Source organism: Bradyrhizobium sp. GW821-FHT13H06, assembly GCF_058803975.1.
In genome coordinates this window covers 31,568-54,969 of sequence record NZ_JBXAPN010000016.1, presented here as the reverse complement: position 1 = coordinate 54,969, position 23,402 = coordinate 31,568, and the positions used below count along the sequence as shown (strand labels likewise).

Sequence of the window (23,402 nt, the reverse complement as noted above, 5' to 3'; positions counted from 1 at the left end):
AGGTGCCTCGGCCTCTCATTGCAGGAGTACACTGAATGTCGTCATGTAAGTCGATTGCATCGCTCATTGCGAAGGCTGCCATCGTGACTATATCCCTTCCCGCTTTATCAGAGGCTGCGCCGAAGGCGCACGAGGATAGCGAAGTATCCCTTACTCGTTACCAGTGGTCAGAGATGATCTCTGGCGAGGCGGCCAAGTTCCAAATGACTCAACTGAAGGAACAGACTCGGGAGTCAGCACCTGCGGCAGGCCAACCGTCTGAGAGCGTAAAGCCAATTTTCGAGCGGCCGATTCCCAACCTGCCTGACAGAAAGATGATTGCAGTAGTCGTCAGCTACCCCCCGGGGGCACGGTCTCGGCCTCATCGCCACGCCGGATCCGCGTTCATCTATGCCTACGTGCTCTCCGGAGCGGTCCGCAGCGCAGTCGGCGCAGAGCACGAACGAGTCTATCGCCCTGGCGAAAGCTTCTACGAAGAACCGGGAGCACATCATTTGATCAGCGAAAATGCAAGCGATACAGAACCGGCAAGCATGTTGGCGGTCTTTATAGTCAAAGCCGACGATAGGCCCCTCACGGTACCTGACACCGAACCTGGCAAGTAGTGTGGTAGGCATGTAGTTCGCGGGCAGGCCCGACCTGATCGCCGCCACAGCCAGAATGCAGCACGACTTGCCGGAGCCTCGCACATGGTTCGTGGCAGAAATGCGAGGAGAGGTTTCAGCTGAAATCATAAATCGATGGGAGTAGCGATCCTGTAGCACCCAAGCCTCATCATATTTCCCATGGACCATGAAGGTCCCGCGGAAGACAGGGTGTCTGCAATGACCGAGACGTCAAGGGTGAACAATGAACGGGATAATAATAAGAGCGACTTCCACTATGGTTCAGGCTCGGCGAACTCAGGACCTTCCGGACCCGAGGGGACGTCCGTAGAAAGCGTGATTCGCTCGCTAGCTCGCTTGGACGATGAGACGCTTGGCAGTTTTGGCGTTTATGATCGAGATATGATTGAATTCACCGTGCGGTACTGCTTCGAGTGTTGAACGCGCCTTGCCAACTCGCTCGATGCGACCACGTTCGCCGACCGAACATGTTGGAACGTTAGGTGGCCGCGCAACGTCAAGCGCACCGATCTGTGGCTGTACTAGCCAGCTGGTTACGAGCTCCACAACAACTCATGCGCAAGGCAGATGAGACATGATACCGGATATCCTGAAAAGAATAGAAGAATACAAGCTTGCGGAAATAGTGCATGCCAAGCATGCGCTACCGATGAGTGAGTTGCTCTCTCGGGCCAAGCGTTCGGCGCCCGCCCGAGGCTTTGCGTCTGCGCTTCGGAAAAAGCGAGCATCGGGAGAGTGTGCCCTAATTGCAGAGATCAAAAAGGCGTCGCCCTCTAAAGGGCTTATCCGAGAGCAGTTTGATCCTGTCGCTTTGGCGAAAGCATATGAGGCGGGAGGTGCTGCTTGCTTATCGGTTCTAACGGATCAACCGTCCTTTCAGGGACAACTTGAATTCCTGACGTGGGCTCGAGATGCGACGAGTCTGCCGGTTCTGCGAAAGGACTTTATGTTCGACGTATATCAGGTGGTAGAAGCGCGGGCCTATGGCGCAGATTGTATTTTGCTGATCATGGCCGCCCTTGACGATCAGACCGCGGGCGAGCTTGAAACCGCGGCATTTGACTTGGGCATGGACGTGCTGATCGAAATACATAATCGCACTGAACTGGAACGTGCCTTGCGCCTGCGTTCACCATTGATTGGGATCAATAATCGTAACCTCCGAACATTCGAAACGACGCTTACCGTCAGTGAGGAGTTGGCCCGGTACGTCCCAAAGGATCGGCTGCTCGTCGGGGAAAGCGGGATATCCACCCCGGACGATATCGCTCGTCTCGGGCGAATAGGTATATCCACCGTCTTGGTCGGAGAAAGTCTCATGCGGCAAGCGGACGTGACTGTAGCAACGCGCGCCTTGTTGACGAGGAATCGCAGATAGGCTGCCGAGCTCACTAGAAGGGGGCTTGGCCCACAGAGCGCCGAAGCTCGTAGCGAGAGCAAGCGTCGCTCGTCCGCTGAGGGGTCGACTATCAGGCTTAGAAGCGCGGCCATCTGAGCTAAACGAGCCCGACCTCCATTGCAAAGACTTGACGTCGCTGCCCACCAAACGTTGACGTGTGTCGTCGTCGAAGACGATCTTACAATGCGTCAGCTGGTAACCGACTATCTGACTGATAACGGCTTTCACGTGATCTCAGCGTCGTGACGAGAACAGCCGCGCGTCATTCTCGCGCAGCATAAGCCGGATCTCGTGATTCTTGATCTTCGCCTCGGGCAGGAGGACGGTCTGGACCTGCTCCGCGAGATCAGGGCGAAAAGCGATATCCCAGTGATTATTGTGACAGGTCATCGGCGCGACGAAATCGATCGTGTAGTGGGACTAGAACTTGGCGCGGACGACTACTTGATAAAGCCTTTCGGCCTGCGGGAGCTTCTTGCACGTATCAGAGCGGTCCTGCGGCGCCGAGACGCAGGGTTGGCCTCGGCTCAAGCGGATAGGGGGAAGGGTCTCTGGCGTTTCGGCAATTGGCAGATCGATAGGCGAGCGCGTCGCCTGACCAATTCTAGCGGCGAAGCAGTACCTCTTTCCAAGGGGGAATATGCATTGCTGACGGCGTTTTTAGATGCTCCGCAAAGGCCGCTCTCTCGTGAACATCTTCTCCAAGCAACCCGGGTTCACGAGGATATCTATGATCGGAGTATCGACGTGCAGGTTCTTCGATTGCGACGCAAGCTCGAAACGGACCCAAGCGCACCCTCTATCATTCGTACGGAGCGAGGGATCAGGTATGTTTTCACGCTGCCTGTGGAGCGGCTCTCGTGAACATCAGAAGGCATTCACATCCATGCCTAGTGTTGCTGATGTAACCTCGTTATCGCTGTTCTGTACTGGCCAGGCAACGGGAGGCTCACACGATGTGCAACGTCGGTTGCGGCGGAGAAAGGCATGTTGATCAAGCAAATCGGTCTCGTTCGTGAGAGAGTGGAGAACCGCCGGAAATCTATTACGAAAAGACAATCGTCGACTGATCAAGAAAATCAGCCGCCTGTCCGGCCGAGCTGGGGGCTAGATCCAATTGTGGCAAAGCCGTCGAGCCTAATTGTGACGTTCATCTGCCAATACAGCCGCCTGTCTGTGGGCCAGCCTTCCTGGCTGTTGGTCGCAGTCTGCTCGTGGGTCATCGCCAATGTTGTCTCGTTAACGGCGCAGGCTCATGCCAAGGCCCTCGATAAAGAAGGCGCGCTTGCATCAGTCGCCCGCCAATCGAAGCGTCGGGGTTTGCGGAGATGATGAGCGGGCCCAACGGTAATGCGCGCTTGTTGTCCGTGATTTTTCTGGCTGCTGCTTCAGCTTCTGATCTAACTGGTGCCGTTGCTGACGGCCAAGGAAGTAGCGGCTGGTCATCACTTGAGCAATTTCAAGTCGGCGCTACGATTGTCCCGATCCCGCAGCCTCCAAGGGCCGACCCTCGGAAGCTGGGCTTGGGCGAGAGTCTGTTCGGAGATGTGCGGCTGTCTGCGGACGGTAAGCTATCGTGCTCCAGCTGCCACGACCTTACGAGCAATGGAGCTTACTCGCATCAGGCGCCGTCAAGAGGTGCAGCTCTCGATGTACCGACAGTCTTCAATGCGGCACTGAATTATCGGCATACATGGAGCGGGAGCTTAAGAGACCTTTCCGAGCAGGCGAGGGCGTCGATTGCGGACCCCTCCGGCATGCATAGCGACATTGAAGATGTTGTCGTTAAGCTGAAGGCCGACCGGGATTTAGATGAGAGATTTCTGAAAGCGTATGGACGTTCCGTCGACAGTGAAGGCGTGCTTGACGCACTGGTAACTTTTGAGAAGTCGTTGCTTACGCCCGACAGCCGCTTCGATCGATGGCTTCAGGGGGACTCGACGGCTCTGACGCCGGCGGAGGTTGAGGGATACAATACTTTCGATGCGGTCGGATGCAGTTCTTGCCATCAGGGAATCAATGTCGGGGGCAATCTGGTGACCCGGCAGGGTATCTTTGCTCCCCTAGTGCAATCGGGCCCGAGGCAGGTCCGTGTTCCTAGTTTGCGCAACGTGGAAGCAACCGCTCCCTATTTTCACGACGGAAGCGCGCCAACACTTGAGAGTGCTGTTCGACGAATGGCCGCCGCTCAGCTTGATCGTAGCCTGACCGATAATCAGATCGCTTCGGTCGTGGCGTTCCTGAAAACCCTGACTGGCAATTTCAGAGGCCGGCCCGTTGTGGGAGGTCGACCATGAGCTTCCATCGACCGATGATAACCGGTTTCAGCCTTATTGTGATCCTCACGGGGCTATCGTGCGCGCAATCAACCCTCGCGCCGAGCAGTTCGACCTCGCGCTGAACGACATCGATCGTCTCGAGCTCGTTCAGGATGCACTGTATCGTGATCTTCTGGAGACCCGCATCGGCTTATCGCGCAACTACGATCTGGTTGTGAGTGAGATGGATAATTCGCATCGCCTCGTTTCTCATTTGGAACAAACGGCCTCGTTCGACGAGCAAACAAGGGAAGTCGTTAGTCGTTTGAAGGAGTCCATTGATCGTGAAGAGAGCCTAATTGAATCATTCAAGCGGGAAAACGCGGTTCTTCGCAACTCGTTGGCATTTTTCGCTCGATTTGCGATCCGTACCGACGTGCGCGAGCTTGATGCTGCGATCGGCGCTGCCGCAACCTCAATTCTCCACCTCACTCTGGACACGTCGCCCGATGCGGTGGCGAATGCGGCTATGCGGCTCGAGAATTTGGAACGTCAAGCAGAAGTGGCGGGACAATCCGCTGAAGTGGAACCTCTTGTCGCCCATGGACGTCTTCTGCATAGGCTATTACCCTCGATCGACGACACTCTCAAGGAGACCTTGATCCTCACCAAGAAGGCAGATCTGGATGCGCTGCGCGATCTGATACAGATTCGGCAAGTCTCTTCTAGAAACACGGCGCGCAGCTACAGATCAGCGCTGTATCTCGCGTCATTGGCGCTGCTGGCATTCCTTGTGTACCTCGGAATCCGGTTAAAGGCACTGGTAGCGGACCTTCAGAAGCGAGCCGCCCTGGAGCACTTGCTTGCGGATATCTCCATGCAACTTGTGAAGACGGCGCCGGGCGAGATCGATGCGCAGATTGAGCGTGCGATAGGGCAATTAGGGTCCCACAGCGGCTATGATAGGGCATATTTGGTGATGCCAGGTGAGCGCGAAAAGGCATATCGTTGGCATTGCGCGAGCGCGCCCTTTCCTCCCGGCTGGCCGGAGGCGGTTTTGGAGCTTGCCGCGCAGACTGGAGAGAGTGGGCACCTCGGAATTAGCGCGCCCCGAGTTAGCCGCCTACCCGCAGGGCGAACTAAGTCTCAACTCGATCAGCTGGGCGTCAATGGTTGGGTATGCGTAACCGGTATCGATCGACAGGGAAGCGTACTCGCGTTGGGCCTAGAGACCCTCAGTCCGGTGAGCACACTCTTTCAGGATAGCGGTGAGCTTACATTGCTCCGTATGCTGCTTGACACATTCATCCATGTGATTGACCGCAGGTCTATCGAGGAGGAGCGCATTCGCCTTAGGGACGCATTCAGCAATCGAGCAGAATGGAGGAGATTGGAGCATTTTCGAGCGGCATCGCTCACAATTTCAACAACATACTAGGCGGCATTCTGGGCCACGTGGAGATGATGCAGAAGTCGAGTGCCGTGTCCGGAGATAGCACGCGTCATCTCGTCGGAATTCGGAAAGGTGCGGAACGGGCGCGAGATCTAGTTGGTCAGATCCTGGCGTTTGGACGACGCCGCGAGATCGGCTGGAGATCAGTTCGCATGGTCGAACTCACGCGCGAGACGATCCGACTTTGTCAGGCGTCGCTGACATCTAAAATCGAACTCGAGATGACATCAGTTCCAAGCGGCGTGATCGTAAAGGGAGAGGCCGTTCAACTGCAGCAGGTGATACTCAATCTGTGTCAGAGTGCGGACGACGCCATGGGAGGGAAGGGTCGCATTCAGGTCATTGTTGAAACCGACCAGACCGAGACAAAGATTTCTCTCATGCACGGCGAACTCGCGTCGGGAGGGTATTTGAGGATCTCGGTAGTGGACACCGGAATCGGAATGGACGCGGGCGTACTAGATCGCGTATTTGAGCCGTTCTTTACAACGAAGCCAGATGGGAACGGGCTGGGGCTTGCAACGGTACGTGATATCGTTTGCGACCATAGAGGAGGGATCAATGTCGCAAGCCTTCCTGGAAGAGGAAGCAGGTTCGAGGTCTGGTTGCCGTTGAGCGCCGAAACAGCTCTTTTGCCTGCCGCAACCACGAGAGATGATGGCCTCGGCCGAGGCGAGGCCATTATGCTTCTGGAACCTGACAAGGACCGGTTGCTCGGCGATGAGGAGAAGCTTGCCGCTTTGGGATAGGAAGCGGTCGGTTTCACGACGGCAGAGGCCGCTATAGACGCGTGCATCACGAGATCGGGCGGTTTCGACTTTGTCGTGTTGGGCCAGCTAGGTTCCTTGGCACACTCTCTCGAAGTGGCGAATGATCTGCGTCAGGTGCTGCCTTTTACGCCATTTATCGTCGCAACGACGTCGGCTTCTGAGACCGATCCCGACTCTCTCGTGGCCGCAGGCGTCTCGGACGTCGTTCGATGGCCGATATGTTTGGAGGAGATTGCAGCCGTTTTGTCACGGCTTTCGGAGCAGCAGTTCAAGAGAGAGATCTCGGCGACTCCGGTGGTCTGTCGCTAGGCGCTCCAGTGTGAGTGCCGGATCACGCTGCAGAAATTGATCGGACGGAAGTTAGGGTCCTTATCCGCGAGGACATCCGCCTTGACATTGCCGAAAGTGGTATGCGGCTTATGTTTTATTCCCTGATAGAACGCGGAGATAATGTCCTCCTTGAAATGTGGCGTCCTGGGGTTTGCGGCAACAATCGCGAGGCGTTGTTCGTCGGAAAATTCATCGTACCCTATTCCTAATACGTCCATTTCTACACCAGCAGTGACGAGTGCTACGATCGGATGCATGTGGACGGGGATGCCGGGGGTTGTGTGGAGAGCGATTGCCGTCCAGACAAGATCGATGTCCGCTTGCGAGATGCCGCGAGCCTTCAGAAAATCGCGAGCAGCATTGGCTCCGTCTACTTCGAACCTTTCGGTCTTGCTGCTGTACTTCGGCGTAAGGCCCATGTCGTGGAACATCGCGCCCGCGTACAGGAGTTCGCGGTCGAAGGTGAGGCCGCGACGGAGACCCGTGAGCGCCCCGAAATGATAAACTCGGCTTGAATGATTGAACAGAAGCGCGGATTCGGTGTCGCGCACGAGCTCTTGGATTTCCTTGCAAAGCGCCGTGTCGGGAACCTGGATATCGTCGATCGTTGCCATTAGCCATCTCGCTGTAGACCGAACAAGAAATAGCTGCCTGCGCATGAGGTTGAAGCGGCAGCCGTTTGGAAGCGATTGTGGCTCAATTCGAAGAAGCGGGGGAAGTGAATTTCCGCCAACATCGGTATGACAAGTCTTCATGCTGCGGAAGGACCGCGAGGTCTAAATCAGGTCGTGCGGGGTTCGACCTCTCTCATTCGCGTCCTGAATACAGTGCACTTGCGTCGAGCTTCTCGAACTGAATTGCTGGTGGCTCCTCCCTGACTCTTGCCCGTCGCGCCTTGGACGCGACGGGCTCTTTCTGGCGTAAGCACTGCCTCTTACTCTCGCGCCTGCAGTCGAGTGAAACGGCGTCATCTCGCCTGTGAAGGAGTTTCACTTCCACCTGCGCGGATGAAGGCGCATACCACGGCGACCGGGTAAGCAGCCAAACAGGAAATGTTGAGATGGGTACCGCAATACAAGCCAGGAGTGCTTCGCCTGTCTCCCATATCGAGCAGAGCCTACCTTCTGATGTTGCTGTTGAGATCAGCGGTGCGCTGACAGACATACTTGCGGACGTTTTCGCTTTGTATCTGAAAACCAAGAACTTTCATTGGCACATCGCGGGACCTCATTTTCGGGACTATCACCTGCTGTTGGATGAACAAACCGATCAGGTGTTCGCGATGGTCGACGCGGTGGCCGAACGTTGCCGAAAAATTGGTGGTCAAACGATCCGGTCGGTGGGCGAGATTGCCCGTAGGCAGCGGCTCAAGGACTCCGATGAAAGCGAACTCTCGCCAGAGGAAATGCTGAGTGAGCTTCGGGCTGACAACCTCCGGCTCCGAGAATTTATGCTTGATGCGCATGTTCTCTGTGACCGACACAAAGATGTTGCGTCAGCGAGCGCGCTGGAAAACTGGATTGACGAAGCCGAAGGCCGAATCTGGTTCCTGTTGGAAGCTACGCGCAACTAGGGCCGAGGTAGCAAAATGGGCCGATCCGCGACTCATGTTGGTTCAGGAATTCTCTTGCCTGAACGGCTACTCTGTTGTTCACCGCGGCCGGTCAGCCTCTTGACTTTCTGTGCAGCAGTCTGGCGACCAGCTATAGGGGCAGGTGGCTTGCAGGGTGCTCAAGGATCAGTTGCCGTTCTTTCACTTCCTTCTCGGCGCTGATGGCGCAAAGTGCCCTGCAACTTGTCATGCCAACCTGTGACAATTTGGGATCGCGGATGGCTTTGAAATTGTGCCAAGCGGCATTGTCCGGAATTTGCGCCGTTACCCGAGTGGCTGCCGCGGAAGAATAGAGAGAAAGCCGTGAGACTGGAAAGCAATTACTCATTTGCCGAGACGTTCACTCGCTTGCGCTCAGCCATCGAAGCGAGCGGCTTGAGAAGTTTTGCGACCATCGATCACCGAGCGGCGGCTCAATCGGCGGGATTGGAGATGCCCCCGACGACCGTCCTCATATATGGTGACCCGAAAAGCGGCACTCCTCTGATGTTGACTGCTCCAGATTTTGCGCTCGAACTTCCGCTGCGGCTCCTTGTTCGAGAAGGTGAGCAGGGTAGAACCTACGTAGCCTACAACTCGTCTGCCAGCCTCGATGGAAAACATGGGCTGCCGGCAGGCATGGCATTAAGGCGTGCTCGAGTAGGGCACATTATCGCCAATGCGCTGGAGCCTCCCGCTGCGAACAACTGAGAGAGGTCCGATCAAGTGCGGTCCGCTAGTTCGACTACAGAAGGAGTATGTCCATGAAGCTGTGTACCACTCTCACCTTCGCGGTCTTTGCGATGGTGTTGGTCGGAACCGCATCGGTGTCAAGGAGCCAGGTCGAAGCCGTGAAACCGCCAGCTGTCAAAGCGCCTTCAAATGCTATCGAAGTCGCCGGCATAAAAGTACCGGACAGCGATCTGGCTCGCGACGCAGCTCAGGCAATCCGAGATCGTGAAGGCGAGTTACTTTTTCAGCACTCTATGCGCGTTTATTGTTGGGCTGCCTTGGCTGGAAAGCGCAAGGGCCTGCGGTTCGATCCGGAGCTTCTCTTTGTAGCGGCGATGTTCCACGACTACGGATTAACCGCTGACTACAAGGCAAGCCATTTGCGCTACGAAGTTGATGGCGCGAACGCTGCACGTGAATTTTTGCACCGTAAAGGCATTTCGGAAGCAGACCGTCAAAAGGTCTGGCTTGCGATCGCGCTGCATACCACGAATGGGATTTCCCCGCATCTGTACCCGATTGCATCGCTCCTCGCGGAAGCTGCGAACATGGACCTTGTTGGCGCCGGTTTTGATGACTTCACTGCGGAGCAACGGAGCGCTGTAGAGGGAGCTTACCCGCGTCCGCGGCAATTCGCGGAAGGCTTTCTGCAGGCTCTTTACGATAGCCTCAAGCACCGCCCTGAGACCACTCAAGGCACGGGTTTGGCTGATGTATTGGCCTACAAGGACTCCAACTTTCGCCGCAGAGACTTCAGCAGTCTGATGCGGACGTCGCGCTGGGTTACCAGCAAATAGCCGAGGTGCCTCGATAGCCGCCCCACTTCTTGACGGCCTTTAATGACAGCTGGTTACCAAGCCCGGGCTTTGAACGAAGTCTAAGGACCGACGAGCAACACCTGTACCTTTGGATTCCATTTTTAGCTCGGTTCACGCGGTTCAACTAAGGAGGAGGTTCGCGATGCCCACGATCACCACCAAAGACGGCACAGAGATATTCTACAAGGACTGGGGTTCGGGACTGGCCGTTATCTGCCGACGATTGGGATGCGCAGATGCTGTTCTTCCTTGATCATGGTTTTCGCGTCATCGCCTACGACCGCCGTGGCCATGGGCGCTCGAGCCAGGGCTGGACCGGACACGACATGGATTACTATGCTGACGATCTCGCTGCACTCACTGAGCACCTCGACTTGAGAAAGGCGGTACATGTCGGCCACTCCACGGGTGGCGGGGAGGTCGTGCATTATTTAGCCCGGCACGGTGAAACCCGCGTGGCTAAGGCTGCAATCCTCTCTGCCGTACCGCCCTTGATGGTACAGTCGCCTACTAATCCGGGGGGCTGCCGAAGGGAGTGTTCGATGGCTTTCAGCGGGAATTGGCGGCAGACCGATCGGCATTCTACTTCAATATCGCCTCGGGGCCGTTCTATGGGTTCAATCGGCCTGACAGGAAGCCGTCGCAGCCCGTGATCCTAAACTGGTGGCGTCAAGACATGATGGGTGGAGCGAAAGCACATTACGACGGCATCGTCGCGTTCTCGCAAACTGACTTCACTGAGGACCTAAAGAAGATCAACGTCCCCGTACTGGTGATGCTCGGTGACGACGATCAGATCGTGCCATATGCCTATTCCGCACCACTCTCCGCTGAGCTTCTGATCAACCGTACACTGAGGATCTACAAAGGGATTCCCACACGCCATGCCGACGACAGAGGCCAACACGACGCAGACCTCTTGGCATTCGTCGAGAGCGAATGAGGATCGCCGTTGGTTGTACCCGACCGCGACCAATGGCAAGTCGACACAATCGTTCGGATCGAAGATTGCACTCGCAACGCCGTATCCTGCGCCCTAAGGGGTTCCTAGGAGCTACCTATGGCTACTCTGAACCAGCATAGCATGTCACGACGTGGATTCTGCTTGTGCTGCATGGCGGCAACGACCGTTACGGCGGCGGGGGGCTGGCTCTCGCCGGGACATGCTTTTGCCAAAGCGCGCAACCTTGTGGACCTTATTCGTGACGACGCTGCCAAAGCCCCTATCAAGATCCACAAGCTGAGCGCAAATATTAGCATCCTCGAAGGTTCTGGTGGCAATATCGCTGTAGTAACGGGCGCGGACGGCAAGGTCTTTATCGATGCGGGGATCGCTGCATCTCGGCTGCGGATCTTGGAAGCTGCAAATAGCCTCAGTCGCGACCCGGTTTCCCACCTAATTAACACGCATTGGCACTTCGATCATACAGACGGTAACCAGTGGCTGAATGCGGAAGGGGCAGCCAGAATCGCCCATGAGAATACCCAGAAGCATCTGCTAGCCGCCCAGAGGGTCGAAGACTGGGATTTCAACTTCCCGTCTTCTCCGCTGTCGGCCGTTCCCACCGAAACCCTTTCGTCTGAAAAAGTTCTGAAGCTGAATGGATCCACGCTTCTGCTTAAGTACTACGGTCCCGCGCACACCGACGGCGATTTATCGGTGACGATCCCTGAAGCAGACATTTTTCATTGCGGCGACACCTATTGGAACGGCATCTATCCATTTATCGACTATTCAACTGGCGGCAACATTGACGGGATGATCAAGGCGGCTGATGCGAATATTGCGGCGGTATCCGATAAGATGATCGTCGTGCCAGGGCACGGCAGCCCGATAAGCAATAAGGCAGAACTGTTGGCCTATCGCGACATGCTTCTCGCAATCCGCGACAATGTCGGCGAGCTCAAACAGCAGGGTTGCTCGTTAGACGAAACGATGACTGCCAAGCCGACGGCGGCTTTCGACGCGAAGTGGGGCCAATTCCTCATCAGCCCGACTTTCTTCACCCGACTTGTTTAGGAAGGCGTCTAGACCTCATCTCAAATCACATAAATGGTCTCATCGCTCGATAGGAGAATTCATATGTTATCCTCCGAGAAGCCGCTTCTTATTGATATCCCGGTAACGCTTGAGGACGTGAAGACAGTGTATAGCATCGGAGCGCTGACGTTCGAAGGCGATCTGCCGGCGTCCATTTTTCACCTTCAGCTTATCACTAACGACATCGCCGGCTCGCGCGCCAGGTCGGAGGTTATCGCCGTTTTTCACACAAATGCCGGCCACGCAACGCTGCACGATGCGGCCTACAACGCCGATCGCAACATCGCGACCGGTAATCCCTACAGAGAGCTCCTGACAGACTTGATGGGCCGCGGTGTGCGCCTAGAGCTGTGCGGCGCTACCGCAAGGGCTCACGGCTGGGGCAATGCTGATTTGCTGCCTGGTATAAAAGTCAATACAGACGCCATGGCAAGAACGACGCAGCTTGTTCAGCGAGGATTCGTGAAGATTACTGAATAAGAGAGATGGTCGAATGTTGAAGAGCTGACCCGCTTAGCTCAACACCGTTGACGCGCCTGTGTGTATGCAACGGCTAAGTGATCGGAGAAAACGCAGTGCGTTGTGTCTTGGGATTGTGCTTCTTGATCGGCTTGTGTGCCTATGCGAACGCCGCAAGATGGCATCACAAGTCTGGCCATTTCATCGTTCGCCCTACCCAGGTCCCGCTTCCGAACTACGTCACATTGGGAGGAGCGCGGATTTATCGCGACGATTCAGCTCCAGGCGGTCTGCGAACCGACCACGACGAGCCTCCTGCTTACGATGATCCATCCAAGTTCGGCGGCGGCTGATCCAATCCCAAGTGAACGGGCACCTGTAGCTCACAATGTGAACAATCACCTTAACTCGCAGGGCCCCAAGTGTTTATCCGCAGGGGTTCAGCACGAGCTTTGTCTTGTCTCCCATCTCGCCAGAGATGCTGGTCTTGTGACAGCTCCTGGCTGCTGACACGTCAGTGCGCACGTCATCGGCAGCCGCCGTCTTTGACGGCGCAGTGCCGCTCCGTTGCGCTGCTGCGAGATCGGGAGATGGCACACTCAACCTGATTATTCGTTCTTTACCACCTACTTGGCGGAGAGACCTCCTATGCGGCTGATGCAGCGCGCGCGTCCCTACCCGCAAACGGACAGCGATTTTGGGAAGTTAGGAACGAGGTAATGTCTTCCACATTCTTCCTAAGGTGCAACAAGGAGCCTCAGCATGGCAACGCAAATCGTTATGGATCACAGCGGCGACAGCCGGCACTTCTTCGACCGCTCCAGTATAGATGCGCTGGCGGAGGCGGAGGACCGCTTTGTGGAATATACTAGCAGGGGATATACGGCGGCGGTGCGGAGGGGTCCGGGGGAGGTAACCAGGATCACCGCGTTTGATCCGACGGCCGAGGAGACGCTGTTCTTCCCGCGGCTCGTCGGCGGGTGATCACCAAGTGAAGGGAAAGCTTGGTCTCGTAGGACCGCGCACAGTTCGAGGCCTAGCGGTTGGTCGGATTTATCAAGGATTTAGGGACGAGAATACGATTCGGGCGTACGCTGAGGCTGCTGCGCTCCTGGCTCGCGCCACAGGAAAGAGCTCAGTTCAATGCGAAGGGGTACTTCGACGTTGTAGGATGTGATACGGGGAAGCGGTACCGCATCCGGCGGGGAACGTCCGGTAACGTCAAATGAGATTGACGGACACGGACGCCTCGGAACCGGGTTGGTGCTTCGTGCCGCTGGGTGGCTTGGTCGAGGGCGATGTCATGCTCGCCCGGAGAATAGCTCTTGAAACTAACGAGCCGCGCGCTTTGAGCATCGCCAACTGTTCCCCGGGGCCAATCAGGTGGCGCCTACTGGTCAATCGTTGCTCAGAGGGGAGAAGTTAGCGTGTGCGCCTTTATCCGAGCTAGAGCCTATACAGGACACTGCAATTAAGCCCCCGCTCGTCACCGAGCGGACTGCGCAGCCAGAGGGACTGCAGGTGGTTAGAGGTGGGCAATCCCGCATTGCAGGGGAACGGTGCGCCACGACAGCCGGGGCAGGGGAACCTCACGCGGCAACGGCCTAGTGATCGATCCTTGCACAAGGGTGGCGCCGCCGGGCAGGCGATCAAGCGTCGGAGACAACCAAAATCAACCTACCGGGTGCTCTCGAACTCAGCTCGTAACCGTATTCCTGTTGAGCTGGCAGCACGTGAGGCGCTGTACCGGCGCAACAAACACATAGCCTCTTGTGGGTACGGTCACGATGAAGCGCTCACAGTTCGAGGCTAATGCACGTCTAAGATCGGAGACCTGAACTCGGATGCTTGACTCGCTAACCGTCAAGTCCTGCCAGACCTGGTCTAAAATCTGCCGATGAGTGACAACTTCTCCGGATCGCTTTACCAAGAGCGCCAGTATGTCGAAAGCCCGTCCTCCCAGCTCCACTTGCTGCTGGCCATCAAGGAGAAGACGTCTGCTGGGAATCAGGTAATAACGTCCAAACTTTAGAACTTCTGGCGATTGGCTAGTCGGCATATCCAATATTTGCCCTAACACATCCTGTTGGCGGGGTATGCGGGCAGGCACGAGTTCGTTGATTTGCATGGCATTTACCAGTCTTTCTTGGTTGTCCTCAGGCGCTTGCTGCAAACCAATCAAACAACAACCAGGTCCAGCGTCGCAATCGCACATTGGTGGGACCGAGAGGTCGGAAAGACAGAAAAGCCTATACAATGGTATAGTAGTTGTGAGATCGGAATACGTTGGCTCTGAGGGACTCTGAAGACAGACACCCCCTGCAATGCTTTGAAATCACAGAGCCGAATTCGGTGATAGACCTGGAAACGAGTGGCCGCCCTGATAGTACCTTTCATGCTCCGTTCTAGGGCGATGGACATGGTCACTCCGAGCCGCAGGCACGTGTAGCTAGAGCAAGGCGCAGTTGCGCTTGAACTCGTCAATGCGAGCGATCTGGGCGAACAAAGGTTCAGGAGCGAACTGGTTTGCCCCGTCACACGTCCGAGGCTTGCCCCGGGGCCGTGAAATGATCAATGCTGATGTAACGAGGGGCTCCAGGAACGGGGAAATCTCCACAAGATCATCCCCGGTCCTGACGTCATCCTTGGGGGCGCCACGTGCACTCCTCTGCCTGGCTGCCGATTACTAAAAGTACCTTATACGAGAGCAAAGCGGAATCCTCTTTGCTGCCCGGACAACGGGTAACAAAGGTTACTGGGGGCGTGACGCATTAGAGTATACCCCACAGAAGGGTGAGGAACAGTAGTCGCAGCAAACTCGCATCCGTTACTGCGTGCCCATTTCGCCAGAAAGCGGTTTACCGAACAGTTCGTTGTACTCGCCGTTGAAGCGCGAGAGCTGCATTTGCTCAATCGGATTAAAATCGCTTTCGTTGGTGTTGATCTTTATGCCCGGGAGAAGGACGCCAAGCTCAAGATCCTTCAAATTAGCCGCTTGTCTCATGATGTTCGCGCGCGTCAAATCGTCGCCGCATTGCTTAAGAACCTGTATAAGCGTCTGTGCGGTCGCGTACCCATACACGGTGAAGGTCGAACTCTTGTCGCCATCCGGAAAGTGCTGGTCCATGAAGGCCGACCATTCTTTGATGGCCGCGTCATCCTTCCAAGTTGGATCGGTTGGGTCTTTGAGATAATTCGCAGAAATAACTCCCTTAGAGTTTTCCAAGCCCGCCGGCTTGAGGACTGCGCCTACCGAATTCGAAATATTGGCCAGGATCAAGGTTGGCCTCCAGCCGATTTCTGCGGCCTTCTTGATGGCTTGGGCGGCGAATTTTGGTGAGGCCTCGTCGAAGAAAATGTCGGCGCCCGATGATCTCAGCGCCACCACCTTCGAGTCCACCGTCGGCTCAGTCAAGTCGTACGAAATTTCGGCGACGATCATACGCTTTGCTGCGGCTTCCCCGAGCCCGTCCTTCAGACCTTTTAAGTAGTCACGGCCGGAATCGTCATTCTGATAAAGAATGGCGATCTTGCCATGCGGAATATTCTCGAGGATGTGCCTTGCATAAATGCGTCCTTCGGTCTGGTAGGTCGGCTGCCAACCTATAGTCCAAGGAAACGTCTTGTAGTCGCCGAACCTGCTCGCTCCGGTCGCTACAAACAAATGAGGGACGTGCTTTTCGTTCATGTACCTCTGTATAGCCGCGTTCGTGGGGGTGCCCAAGCTCTCGAAGATGAAGAGCACCTCATCGCCTTCAACGAGCTTCCGTGCTTGCTCCACGGTTTTTGGCGGACTGAAGGCATCGTCATAGCTGATGAAATTGATCTTGCGCCCGTTGATCCCGCCATGTTCGTTGACCATCCGGAAATAGGCCGCTTGCGTCCGCCCTATTTGCGCGTAGGCCGACAGTGGGCCGCTATACGGCATGATGTTCCCGACCCTGATCTCGGTATCTGATGCGCCAGGATCGTATTTCTTCTGAGCAGCACTTGGATGTGTAGCGAGCGAAACTAACAACGCGACGGATACGAACAGAATGAAGCGGAGCTGCATCATGACAATCATCCCTTGCCGTGGAGAGACAACGCTTAATCGAGCAACCAATAATGCCCTCTGTCTGATTCCAGAGGGTCGGGGATCCCTCTCGAGGCTGCATCCCAAAAAATGCATTTTACAAGTCTTCCCACACTCGGCCACCTCCCTTTGGCTTAAGCCGATTTATACCAACGTATGATGGAAGGGGTTTTGGCGCTGCAACAAGTCTCGGGCGGCGACTGGCATCTCAAGTAACCATCTCGTCGGGCGGCTATACTTGAAAACCTGTCGTCGTCGAAGCGTTCGGCCGATTGCTGTGTCGCGCTCGACTCTGGAAAGCTTCCACGACATTGCGCAAAAATGCTAGCTTGGAACAAAGAAACTGGTTCGCACCTTTAGTGCCTCTGACCTTTTTGACGCGTGCCGGCTATCCGCGCCTCGTGGCCAGGGTAATGATTGCCAGGGCAATGATTAGTGAGTGGGACCATTTCCAATGGTGAACGCGCGCGGAATAGATGTTCTTGAGATCTTATCGGAAGACGGTGGGTTCATCTTCGGCCGAGGTTCACGGATCGCCTCAGGATGGCAGCGCCAAAAAGTACTGGTTGCCTTTCCGGTTGCGACAGGGGAAGAGGCGACATCCCTCGGCCGCTTGGCGCATGAGTATTCGTTGAGGGATGAACTTAAGGGTGACTGGGCGCTGCAGCCGAGTGAACTCCTGATGGACTGTGGTCAGAGCATTTTGCTGTTTGAAGACCCCGGTGGCAAGTTGCTCAGCGGACTACTCGACGCTCTGATCAGCATTGAAGTGTTCCTGCGAGTCGCCCCCAGCATTGCAGCGGCCCTTCGAAAGGTCCATGAGCAAGGCCTCATCCATAAAGATATTAAACCGAGCCATATTCTCGTCGATGCGGACAGCGGGGAGGTACGGCTCACCGGCTTCGGTATCGCGTCACGCCTCTTGCGAGAACGGCAGGCGCCATCCGCGCCGGAGTCTATTGCAGGGACCCTCGCTTATATGGCTCCGGAACAGACAGGGCGGATGAACCGCTCGATGGATTCGAGGAGCGACCTGTACTCCCTGGGTGTCACGCTCTACCAGATGCTGACTGGGGCGCTCCCCTTTAGTGCGCGCGATCCCATCGAATGGGTCCATTGCCACATTGCTCGAACGCCTATACCGCCGAGCCACCGGTCAGACAATATTCCCACGCCGCTTTCTCAAATAGTTATGAAGCTCCTCGCCAAGACTGCTGAGGAGAGATATCAGACGGCCGCGGGAGTCGAACACGATCTGCGACGATGCCAGGTCGAGTGGGATAAGCGGCAGCGTATCGAAGAATTTCAGCTCGCGGAGCACGATTTAACAGGCCGGCTCCAGATCCCTGAAAAGCTCTACGGTCGTTCGCACGAAATCGACACCCTACTGAGCGCCTTCGATCGAGTCGTGACCACCGGTGCGCCCGAATTGGTTCTCGTCTCTGGGTATTCGGGCATCGGCAAGTCCTCAGTAGTTAATGAACTTCACAAGGTCCTGGTGCCGCCGCGAGGGCTGTTTGCCTCTGGCAAGTTCGGTCAGTATGAACTTCACATTCCCTATGCCACCGTAGTGCAAGCCTTTCGAACTCTCGTCCGCCAGATACTTAGCAAATCCGAAGCGGAGCTCCGACGTTGGCAAGAGGAGTTGCGCAACGCGCTTGGCGAAAATAGCGGATTAATCGCAAATCTCATCCCCGAACTGGAGCTCCTTATCGGCAAGCCACTGCCAGTCGCCGATCTACCTCCTCAGGAAGCGCAGCGACGATTTCAAGCCGTCTTACGACGATTTATCGCTGTGTTCGCCCGTCCGGAGCACCCGCTGGCGCTTTTCCTCGACGATCTGCAATGGATAGATGTCGCAACGCTGGACCTGATCGAAAGCCTTACTACGCAATCTGATGTCGGGCATCTGCTGCTGATTGGCGCTTATCGGGACAATGAAGTCGACCCTGGGCATCCTCTCTTAGCAAAGGCCGACGCGTTACGTGGAGTTGGCGCGAGAGTACATGAAATCGCATTGGCGCCACTAACCTTGGCCGACCTTTCACAATTGATCTCGGATGCCTTGCGCTGCGAGGCACATCTCGCCGAACCGCTTGTCCGGTTGATTCACATAAAGACCGGCGGGAATCCCTTCTTCTCTATTCGATTTCTTTCATCCCTCGCGAATGAAGCGTTGCTCGTGTTCGATTCTGCGAATTCACAATGGTGCTGGGATCTCGATTGCATTTACGGCAAGGGCTACACGGACAACGTTGTCGATCTCATGACCAAACAGCTCGGCAAGTTACCGGTAAAGACTCAGGAAGCACTTCGGCAGCTCGCCTGTGTTGGTTCAGGTGCGACGTTTGGGCTGCTTGGGATGGTCTGCGAGATATCACAGGAAGATCTTCATGAATGCGCCTGGGAGGCAGTTCGAGCCGAGCTCATTCTGCGCTCAGATGACTCGTATGTATTCCAACACGATCGCATTCAGGAAGCAGCCTATTTGCTCATCCCCGAGGAAGCGCGCGGGGAGAGTCACCTACGTATAGGCCGGCTGCTCTTCGCATATACGCCGCCTCACAAACGCGAAGAGGCGATCTTTGACATCACAAGTCATTTCAATCGAAGCGCGGCATTGATCACCTCGCAAGAGGAGCTAAATCAAGTTGCGCACCTCAATCTGCTTGCCGGCAAACGCGCCAAGGCCGCGGCTGCTTACGCCTCTGCGCAGACCTATTTTGCCCTCGGGCGTTCGTTGTTGGCAAAAGACTGCTGGTCGCAGCTGTACATACTCGCTTTTGAACTGGAGTACAACCTTGCCGAGGCCGAGTTTCTGAGTAACGATTTGGGCGCCGCAGAACAACGATTGTCCGCGCTCGCGAAGCGCGCGAAAAATATCGCCGACCTAGGCACTGTCACGTCGCTGCGCGTAGATCTCTACGTGATGCTCGCTCGTTCCGAGCGCTCCGTCGAGGTGGGACTGGAGTATCTCCGAAAGGTTGGCATCAACTTGTCGCCTCATCCAACAGACGAGGATGTGCGGCAAGAGTATGATAAGCTCCGGGAACAACTTAGACTGCGCTCCATCGAGGATCTGCTTGATCTACCATTGATGGAGGACGCCACCACGCTTGCGACTATGAACGTCCTGTCCAAGCTCATGCCGTCCGGCAACAATACAGATTACAACCTCAATTGCCTTTTGATTGCGCGGATGGTGAACCTCAGCCTCTCACACGGCAACAGCAATGCTTCATGTCTTGGATACGCATCCCTGGCCCTAGTTTTGGCCACCGACTTCGGAGAGTATTCCATGGCGGAGCGCTTAGCGCAGCTCAGCCTCGATCTCGTCGACAAGCGTGGAATGGACCCGCTCAAGTCCCGCATTTACCTAAGAGTCGGAGGGGCAGTTAGCCCATTGATTCGCCACTTTCGTTTTGGACGCCTGCTCGTCGCAAGGGGCAGCGAAGAGGGAGATAAAGTAGGCGACGTCCTTTACGCTGGTCATTGCCGCTCTCACCTGATCAAAAGCTCGCTTGCCTCTGGTGAGCCTCTTGATGCCGTAGAGAAAGAAACCCTCGCAGCGCTGGATTTTGTGCGTCGGACTGGATCCAGTTTTGTTTACCTCCTCATCCTCAACAAGCTCTACTTCGTTCGTACTCTGAGGGGGAGACCTCTGAACCTCAGATTGTTTGATGATACTGAGATCGATCAAGCTGCCTATGAGCAATATCTCGAGGCAGATCCTAATCTGACAAATCCTGCGTACGCATATTGGACAAGAAAGATGCAGGCGTGCGTCTTCACGGAAGAGTATCCGTCAGCGCTGAAAGCGGCGAACAAGGCGCAAGGCATGCTCATGGGCCCATCTCCAATCGAGCGTGCCGAGTACCATTTCTATTCCGGATTGGCGCGAGCGGGATCGTTCGGCAGTTTTGAAGGCGTCGAACCTGACGAGAGGAGGGCGGCACAGAAGGCACTGACGGCTCACCACAGGCAGCTTCATATCTGGGCTCAACAATGTCCTGAAAATTTCGAAAACCGGGCGGCGCTAATTGGGGCGGAGATGGCTCGCCTCGAGAGGCGAGACATGGATGCGCAACGGTTGTACGAGCAAGCGATCCGGTCGGCCGAGCTTAACGGCTTTGGGCACAACGCGGCTCTCGCGCGCGAGTCAGCTGCACGTTTTTACGCGACGCGCGGCCTTGAGGGGATCGCCGATTTGCTTCGTGAAAAGGCGCGACACGGCTATTTGCGGTGGGGGGCTGATGCCAAGGTTCGGCAACTCGAGTCCCGGTATCCTCACCTAGCTATGTCCGATCTTCGCAGAATGAAAGGAGAAACCGGGACACCGGATCAACAGCTCGACGTTGCCGCTGTAGTGAAGGCATCACAGGCCTTGTCGGGAGAGATGCTGTTGCCTCGCTTGATCGAGCGGCTCATGACGATTGCCATGGAGAGCGCGGGAGCCGATCGTGGCTTGTTGATCCGGCCAGGCGAAGGCGATTACCGAATCGAGGCAGAAGCGCGGGCAGATGGGGAGCAAATTGTCCTGAATTATGGCTCAGAAGCAAGTTCGGCGGTGCCCGCAACTGTCGTTCGGTATGTTATGAGAACCCAAGAGACTTTGATACTCGACGATGCGGCCAAACAGCATCTTTTCTCGGAGGACTATTGCCGCTCAGGACGCGCGCGATCTATCCTTTGCGTTCCGCTTGTTCGGCAAGGAGCGCTGGTCGGATTGATTTATCTCGAGAACGCGCTGGCCTCGGACGTTTTTACGCCGGATCGCGCGAGGCTTTTGGAGCTCTTGGGTTCGCAAGCGGCGATTTCACTTGAGAACACCCGTCTCTATAGCGAACTACAGGAACGTGAGGCGAAGGTTCGCCGCCTTGTCGATTCCAATATCATCGGGATATGCATTTTCGATTCCAATAGTTGTATTTCTGAAGCGAATGATGCGTTTCTTGACATAGTCGGCTATAGTCGTAGTGACTTCACGTCTGCTCGCCTGAACTTTAGCGACTTGGTACCTCCGGAAAGGAGTGGCACCGAAGTGCGGCTGTTGGACGAGATAGCCTCAGCGGGAAGCTCAGAGCCAAGTGAAGAAGTTCTTGTGAGGAAAGACGGCACTCGTGTACCCGTGCTTGCCGGTGGAGCGTCGTTCGGAGAGCCCCAACGCCAAGGTGTAGCCTTTGTCCTCGATTTGACCGACCGAAAACGCGCCGAGGAAGAACTGGCGCACGCAAATCGGGTCGCGACTATGGGGCAACTCTCTGCCTCCATAGCCCACGAGGTCAACCAGCCTCTTGCTGCCCTGCTCACAAATGCCGGAACCGCGGCGCGCTGGCTCGCTCGTCAGCCGCCGAACTTGGAGAAGGCCCAGCTGTTGATTGACCGGGTTGTCGGTGATGGCAAACGGGCCGCGGACATTCTGAGCCGGATTCGTGATTTCTCCAAGAAAGCGCCAGGACGCGCCGAGGCATTAGACATCAACAAAGTGGTACTAGAGATCTTAGGGATAACCCGCGTCGCTCTATCCGAACATAGCGTCTCATTGAAAATGCACCTTTCAGATCAATTGCCTATCATTTTTGCAGATAGAGTCCAATTGCAGCAGGTGATCTTGAACTTGATTATGAATGCCATAGAAGCGATGAGCGGGGTTAGTGAAGAGTCGCGCACGTTATCGATCACCACGAGTGCAGCCGATTTAAGCGGCGTACTTTTAGCTGTAAGCGATTCGGGGCCCGGCCTCTCACCAGCGAACGCCGAGCGAATCTTCGAGGCGTTCTTCACGACGAAGCCAAGCGGCTTAGGAATGGGTTTGTCGATCTGCCGATCAATCGTTGAGGCCCACAGCGGGCGACTGTGGGCGATGCCTAACGAGCCTCATGGCGCCATGTTTTGCGTGTTGCTGCCTGTTGAAAAATGAAACTGCAAGAGTCTCAAAGCCCGAGCTTATAAGTGGCTGGTTTAGGGGCACTGCTGCAATCGCGCTGTCTCTCCTGCAAATCTCAGCAGGCAGAAAAGCGACTAATGCTAACGGATCGTATTGCCACGGCAACCTTTCAATGAGTCGGCCATTCGAACCAACTCGGCATAGCTTTGAGCGCTCATCTTGTGCATGACCGCTCCACGATGAATCTTGACGGTGATCTCGCTAATTCCAAGATCGCTTGCCACCTGCTTGTTCATTTTCCCGGCTGTGACGTGCCACATCACCTCCTGCTCGCGTGGCGAAAGAGTTTTGAAGCGCTGTTCCAGCTGAAAGACATCGTACTCAGTGCTCCGACGTTGCCGGTCTCGCTCGATGGCAGCTATGACTGCATCGAGCATGTCCTGGTCACGAAACGGCTTAGGAAGGAAGTCGACCACGCCATGCTTCATGGCACGGACTGACATCGCAATGTCGCCGAAACCGGTTATCATTACCACCGGCATCCGGACGCCGATCTGGCCCAAGCGACCTTGAAACTCAAGACCGTTTACGTCCGGCAGTCGGACATCGAGAACGATACAACCGGGTCTGTCGGTCCGGCCGGCCGAGAGGAAATCCTCAGCTGTTGCATACGTCTCAGTTTGCAAGCCTACCGAATCAAAGAGCTCTGTCAACGCACTACGCACCGACGCGTCGTCGTCAACGACATGCACCAGGGGTTTTGTCTTCTCTCTGGCCTGCATGCCCCCAGTCTAAACCGTCTCTCGCCAACACTGCTATCAAAATGGCATGGATTCGGCGATCACACTTTTGTATGATGGGAAACGTCTGCTTCACAGACCCATTTAAAAGCGGCTCTATGACAAGAGGTTAGAAGCATCACAGTGGCTCTCCCGAACAAGCATTTTGTCCGCGGTCCAAAGG

17 protein-coding genes and 3 pseudogenes are annotated in these 23,402 nt (G+C 55.7%); 16 read left to right on the top strand and 4 right to left on the bottom strand.

Annotated features, from left to right (window positions below; genetic code table 11):
* Positions 1-35 precede the first annotated feature (35 nt).
* From AC1RQP_RS37925 to AC1RQP_RS37890, 8 genes and pseudogenes are all read left to right on the top strand, one after another.
* Complete coding sequence (locus AC1RQP_RS37925; protein WP_492942646.1) at positions 36-605, top strand: cupin domain-containing protein; 570 nt, start codon at positions 36-38, stop codon at positions 603-605.
* A gap of 598 nt (positions 606-1,203) precedes the next feature.
* Positions 1,204-2,004 (top strand): indole-3-glycerol phosphate synthase TrpC, encoded by an 801-nt coding sequence (trpC, locus tag AC1RQP_RS37920; protein ID WP_492942737.1) that lies wholly within the window; start codon positions 1,204-1,206, stop codon positions 2,002-2,004.
* Positions 2,005-2,208: 204 nt separating this feature from the next.
* Positions 2,209-2,889: pseudogene (locus tag AC1RQP_RS37915) on the top strand (response regulator).
* 123 nt (positions 2,890-3,012) lie between these two features.
* Positions 3,013-3,357, top strand: coding sequence for a hypothetical protein (locus tag AC1RQP_RS37910; RefSeq protein ID WP_492942644.1), 345 nt, complete (start codon positions 3,013-3,015; stop codon positions 3,355-3,357).
* Positions 3,354-4,322 carry a cytochrome-c peroxidase gene (locus AC1RQP_RS37905; protein ID WP_492942642.1) on the top strand — a complete coding sequence of 323 codons (969 nt, stop codon included), beginning with the start codon at positions 3,354-3,356 and terminating at the stop codon, positions 4,320-4,322. Before AC1RQP_RS37910 ends, AC1RQP_RS37905 begins: the two co-directional genes overlap by 4 nt.
* A 58-nt stretch (positions 4,323-4,380) precedes the next feature.
* Positions 4,381-5,721 carry a DAHL domain-containing protein gene (locus AC1RQP_RS37900; protein WP_492942640.1) on the top strand — a complete coding sequence of 447 codons (1,341 nt, stop codon included), beginning with the start codon at positions 4,381-4,383 and terminating at the stop codon, positions 5,719-5,721.
* Positions 5,664-5,804 (top strand): annotated as a pseudogene (locus tag AC1RQP_RS37895) (hypothetical protein); the annotation flags it as partial. The gene AC1RQP_RS37900 and the pseudogene AC1RQP_RS37895, both read left to right, overlap by 58 nt.
* 84 nt (positions 5,805-5,888) lie before the next feature.
* Positions 5,889-6,485 carry an ATP-binding protein gene (locus AC1RQP_RS37890; RefSeq protein WP_492942735.1) on the top strand — a complete coding sequence of 199 codons (597 nt, stop codon included), beginning with the start codon at positions 5,889-5,891 and terminating at the stop codon, positions 6,483-6,485.
* 326 nt (positions 6,486-6,811) lie between these two features.
* On the opposite strand, the gene AC1RQP_RS37885 is transcribed toward AC1RQP_RS37890, so the two are convergent.
* Positions 6,812-7,450 carry an HD domain-containing protein gene (locus AC1RQP_RS37885; RefSeq protein ID WP_492942638.1) on the bottom strand — a complete coding sequence of 213 codons (639 nt, stop codon included), beginning with the start codon at positions 7,448-7,450 and terminating at the stop codon, positions 6,812-6,814.
* A gap of 446 nt (positions 7,451-7,896) precedes the next feature.
* Here AC1RQP_RS37885 and AC1RQP_RS37880 point away from each other — a divergent pair, with 446 nt between their 5' ends.
* The 7 genes and pseudogenes from AC1RQP_RS37880 (at position 7,897) to AC1RQP_RS37850 (ending at position 13,461) form a co-directional block, all read left to right on the top strand.
* On the top strand, positions 7,897-8,409 hold the full coding sequence (locus tag AC1RQP_RS37880; RefSeq protein WP_492942636.1) for a Dps family protein: 513 nt from the start codon (positions 7,897-7,899) through the stop codon (positions 8,407-8,409).
* Between the two features lie 342 nt (positions 8,410-8,751).
* Positions 8,752-9,138 carry a DUF302 domain-containing protein gene (locus AC1RQP_RS37875; RefSeq protein WP_492942634.1) on the top strand — a complete coding sequence of 129 codons (387 nt, stop codon included), beginning with the start codon at positions 8,752-8,754 and terminating at the stop codon, positions 9,136-9,138.
* A gap of 53 nt (positions 9,139-9,191) precedes the next feature.
* The gene (locus AC1RQP_RS37870; protein WP_492942632.1) at positions 9,192-9,956 is read left to right on the top strand and encodes an HD domain-containing protein; all 765 of its coding nucleotides are present in this window, start codon (positions 9,192-9,194) and stop codon (positions 9,954-9,956) included.
* Positions 9,957-10,119: 163 nt separating this feature from the next.
* Positions 10,120-10,920: pseudogene (locus AC1RQP_RS37865) on the top strand (alpha/beta fold hydrolase).
* A gap of 171 nt (positions 10,921-11,091) precedes the next feature.
* Positions 11,092-11,997: an MBL fold metallo-hydrolase gene (locus tag AC1RQP_RS37860; protein WP_492942733.1), complete on the top strand. Its 906-nt coding sequence runs from the start codon at positions 11,092-11,094 to the stop codon at positions 11,995-11,997.
* Positions 11,998-12,060: 63 nt separating this feature from the next.
* Positions 12,061-12,498: a DsrE family protein gene (locus AC1RQP_RS37855; protein WP_492942630.1), complete on the top strand. Its 438-nt coding sequence runs from the start codon at positions 12,061-12,063 to the stop codon at positions 12,496-12,498.
* Positions 12,499-13,239: 741 nt separating this feature from the next.
* On the top strand, positions 13,240-13,461 hold the full coding sequence (locus AC1RQP_RS37850; protein WP_492942628.1) for a hypothetical protein: 222 nt from the start codon (positions 13,240-13,242) through the stop codon (positions 13,459-13,461).
* Positions 13,462-14,173: 712 nt separating this feature from the next.
* Here the strand turns inward: AC1RQP_RS37850 and AC1RQP_RS37845 are convergent.
* Both AC1RQP_RS37845 and AC1RQP_RS37840 read right to left on the bottom strand, forming a co-directional pair.
* A complete protein-coding gene (locus tag AC1RQP_RS37845) occupies positions 14,174-14,536 on the bottom strand; it encodes a winged helix-turn-helix domain-containing protein (RefSeq protein WP_492942731.1) in 363 nt (120 codons plus the stop codon).
* A 768-nt stretch (positions 14,537-15,304) separates the two neighbouring features.
* Positions 15,305-16,534: an ABC transporter substrate-binding protein gene (locus AC1RQP_RS37840; protein WP_492942626.1), complete on the bottom strand. Its 1,230-nt coding sequence runs from the start codon at positions 16,532-16,534 to the stop codon at positions 15,305-15,307.
* Between the two features lie 472 nt (positions 16,535-17,006).
* Here AC1RQP_RS37840 and AC1RQP_RS37835 point away from each other — a divergent pair, with 472 nt between their 5' ends.
* Positions 17,007-22,472 carry an AAA family ATPase gene (locus AC1RQP_RS37835; RefSeq protein ID WP_492942624.1) on the top strand — a complete coding sequence of 1,822 codons (5,466 nt, stop codon included), beginning with the start codon at positions 17,007-17,009 and terminating at the stop codon, positions 22,470-22,472.
* A gap of 107 nt (positions 22,473-22,579) precedes the next feature.
* Here AC1RQP_RS37835 and AC1RQP_RS37830 read toward each other — a convergent pair whose 3' ends face one another.
* Positions 22,580-23,221: a response regulator transcription factor gene (locus AC1RQP_RS37830; RefSeq protein WP_492942623.1), complete on the bottom strand. Its 642-nt coding sequence runs from the start codon at positions 23,219-23,221 to the stop codon at positions 22,580-22,582.
* Positions 23,222-23,402: the final 181 nt, after the last annotated feature.

What these genes read in the sequence shown, in the direction of transcription:
- AC1RQP_RS37925 (WP_492942646.1), top strand. Translation starts at nt 36, where the DNA reads ATGTCGTCATGTAAGTCGATTGCATCGCTCATTGCGAAGGCTGCCATC.
- AC1RQP_RS37910 (WP_492942644.1), top strand. Translation starts at nt 3,013, where the DNA reads ATGTTGATCAAGCAAATCGGTCTCGTTCGTGAGAGAGTGGAGAACCGC.
- AC1RQP_RS37905 (WP_492942642.1), top strand. Translation starts at nt 3,354, where the DNA reads ATGATGAGCGGGCCCAACGGTAATGCGCGCTTGTTGTCCGTGATTTTT.
- AC1RQP_RS37890 (WP_492942735.1), top strand. Translation starts at nt 5,889, where the DNA reads ATGGTCGAACTCACGCGCGAGACGATCCGACTTTGTCAGGCGTCGCTG.
- AC1RQP_RS37885 (WP_492942638.1), bottom strand. Translation starts at nt 7,450, where the DNA reads ATGGCAACGATCGACGATATCCAGGTTCCCGACACGGCGCTTTGCAAG.
- AC1RQP_RS37880 (WP_492942636.1), top strand. Translation starts at nt 7,897, where the DNA reads ATGGGTACCGCAATACAAGCCAGGAGTGCTTCGCCTGTCTCCCATATC.
- AC1RQP_RS37870 (WP_492942632.1), top strand. Translation starts at nt 9,192, where the DNA reads ATGAAGCTGTGTACCACTCTCACCTTCGCGGTCTTTGCGATGGTGTTG.
- AC1RQP_RS37860 (WP_492942733.1), top strand. Translation starts at nt 11,092, where the DNA reads ATGGCGGCAACGACCGTTACGGCGGCGGGGGGCTGGCTCTCGCCGGGA.
- AC1RQP_RS37855 (WP_492942630.1), top strand. Translation starts at nt 12,061, where the DNA reads ATGTTATCCTCCGAGAAGCCGCTTCTTATTGATATCCCGGTAACGCTT.
- AC1RQP_RS37850 (WP_492942628.1), top strand. Translation starts at nt 13,240, where the DNA reads ATGGCAACGCAAATCGTTATGGATCACAGCGGCGACAGCCGGCACTTC.
- AC1RQP_RS37845 (WP_492942731.1), bottom strand. Translation starts at nt 14,536, where the DNA reads ATGCCGACTAGCCAATCGCCAGAAGTTCTAAAGTTTGGACGTTATTAC.
- AC1RQP_RS37840 (WP_492942626.1), bottom strand. Translation starts at nt 16,534, where the DNA reads ATGATGCAGCTCCGCTTCATTCTGTTCGTATCCGTCGCGTTGTTAGTT.
- AC1RQP_RS37835 (WP_492942624.1), top strand. Translation starts at nt 17,007, where the DNA reads ATGGTGAACGCGCGCGGAATAGATGTTCTTGAGATCTTATCGGAAGAC.
- AC1RQP_RS37830 (WP_492942623.1), bottom strand. Translation starts at nt 23,221, where the DNA reads ATGCAGGCCAGAGAGAAGACAAAACCCCTGGTGCATGTCGTTGACGAC.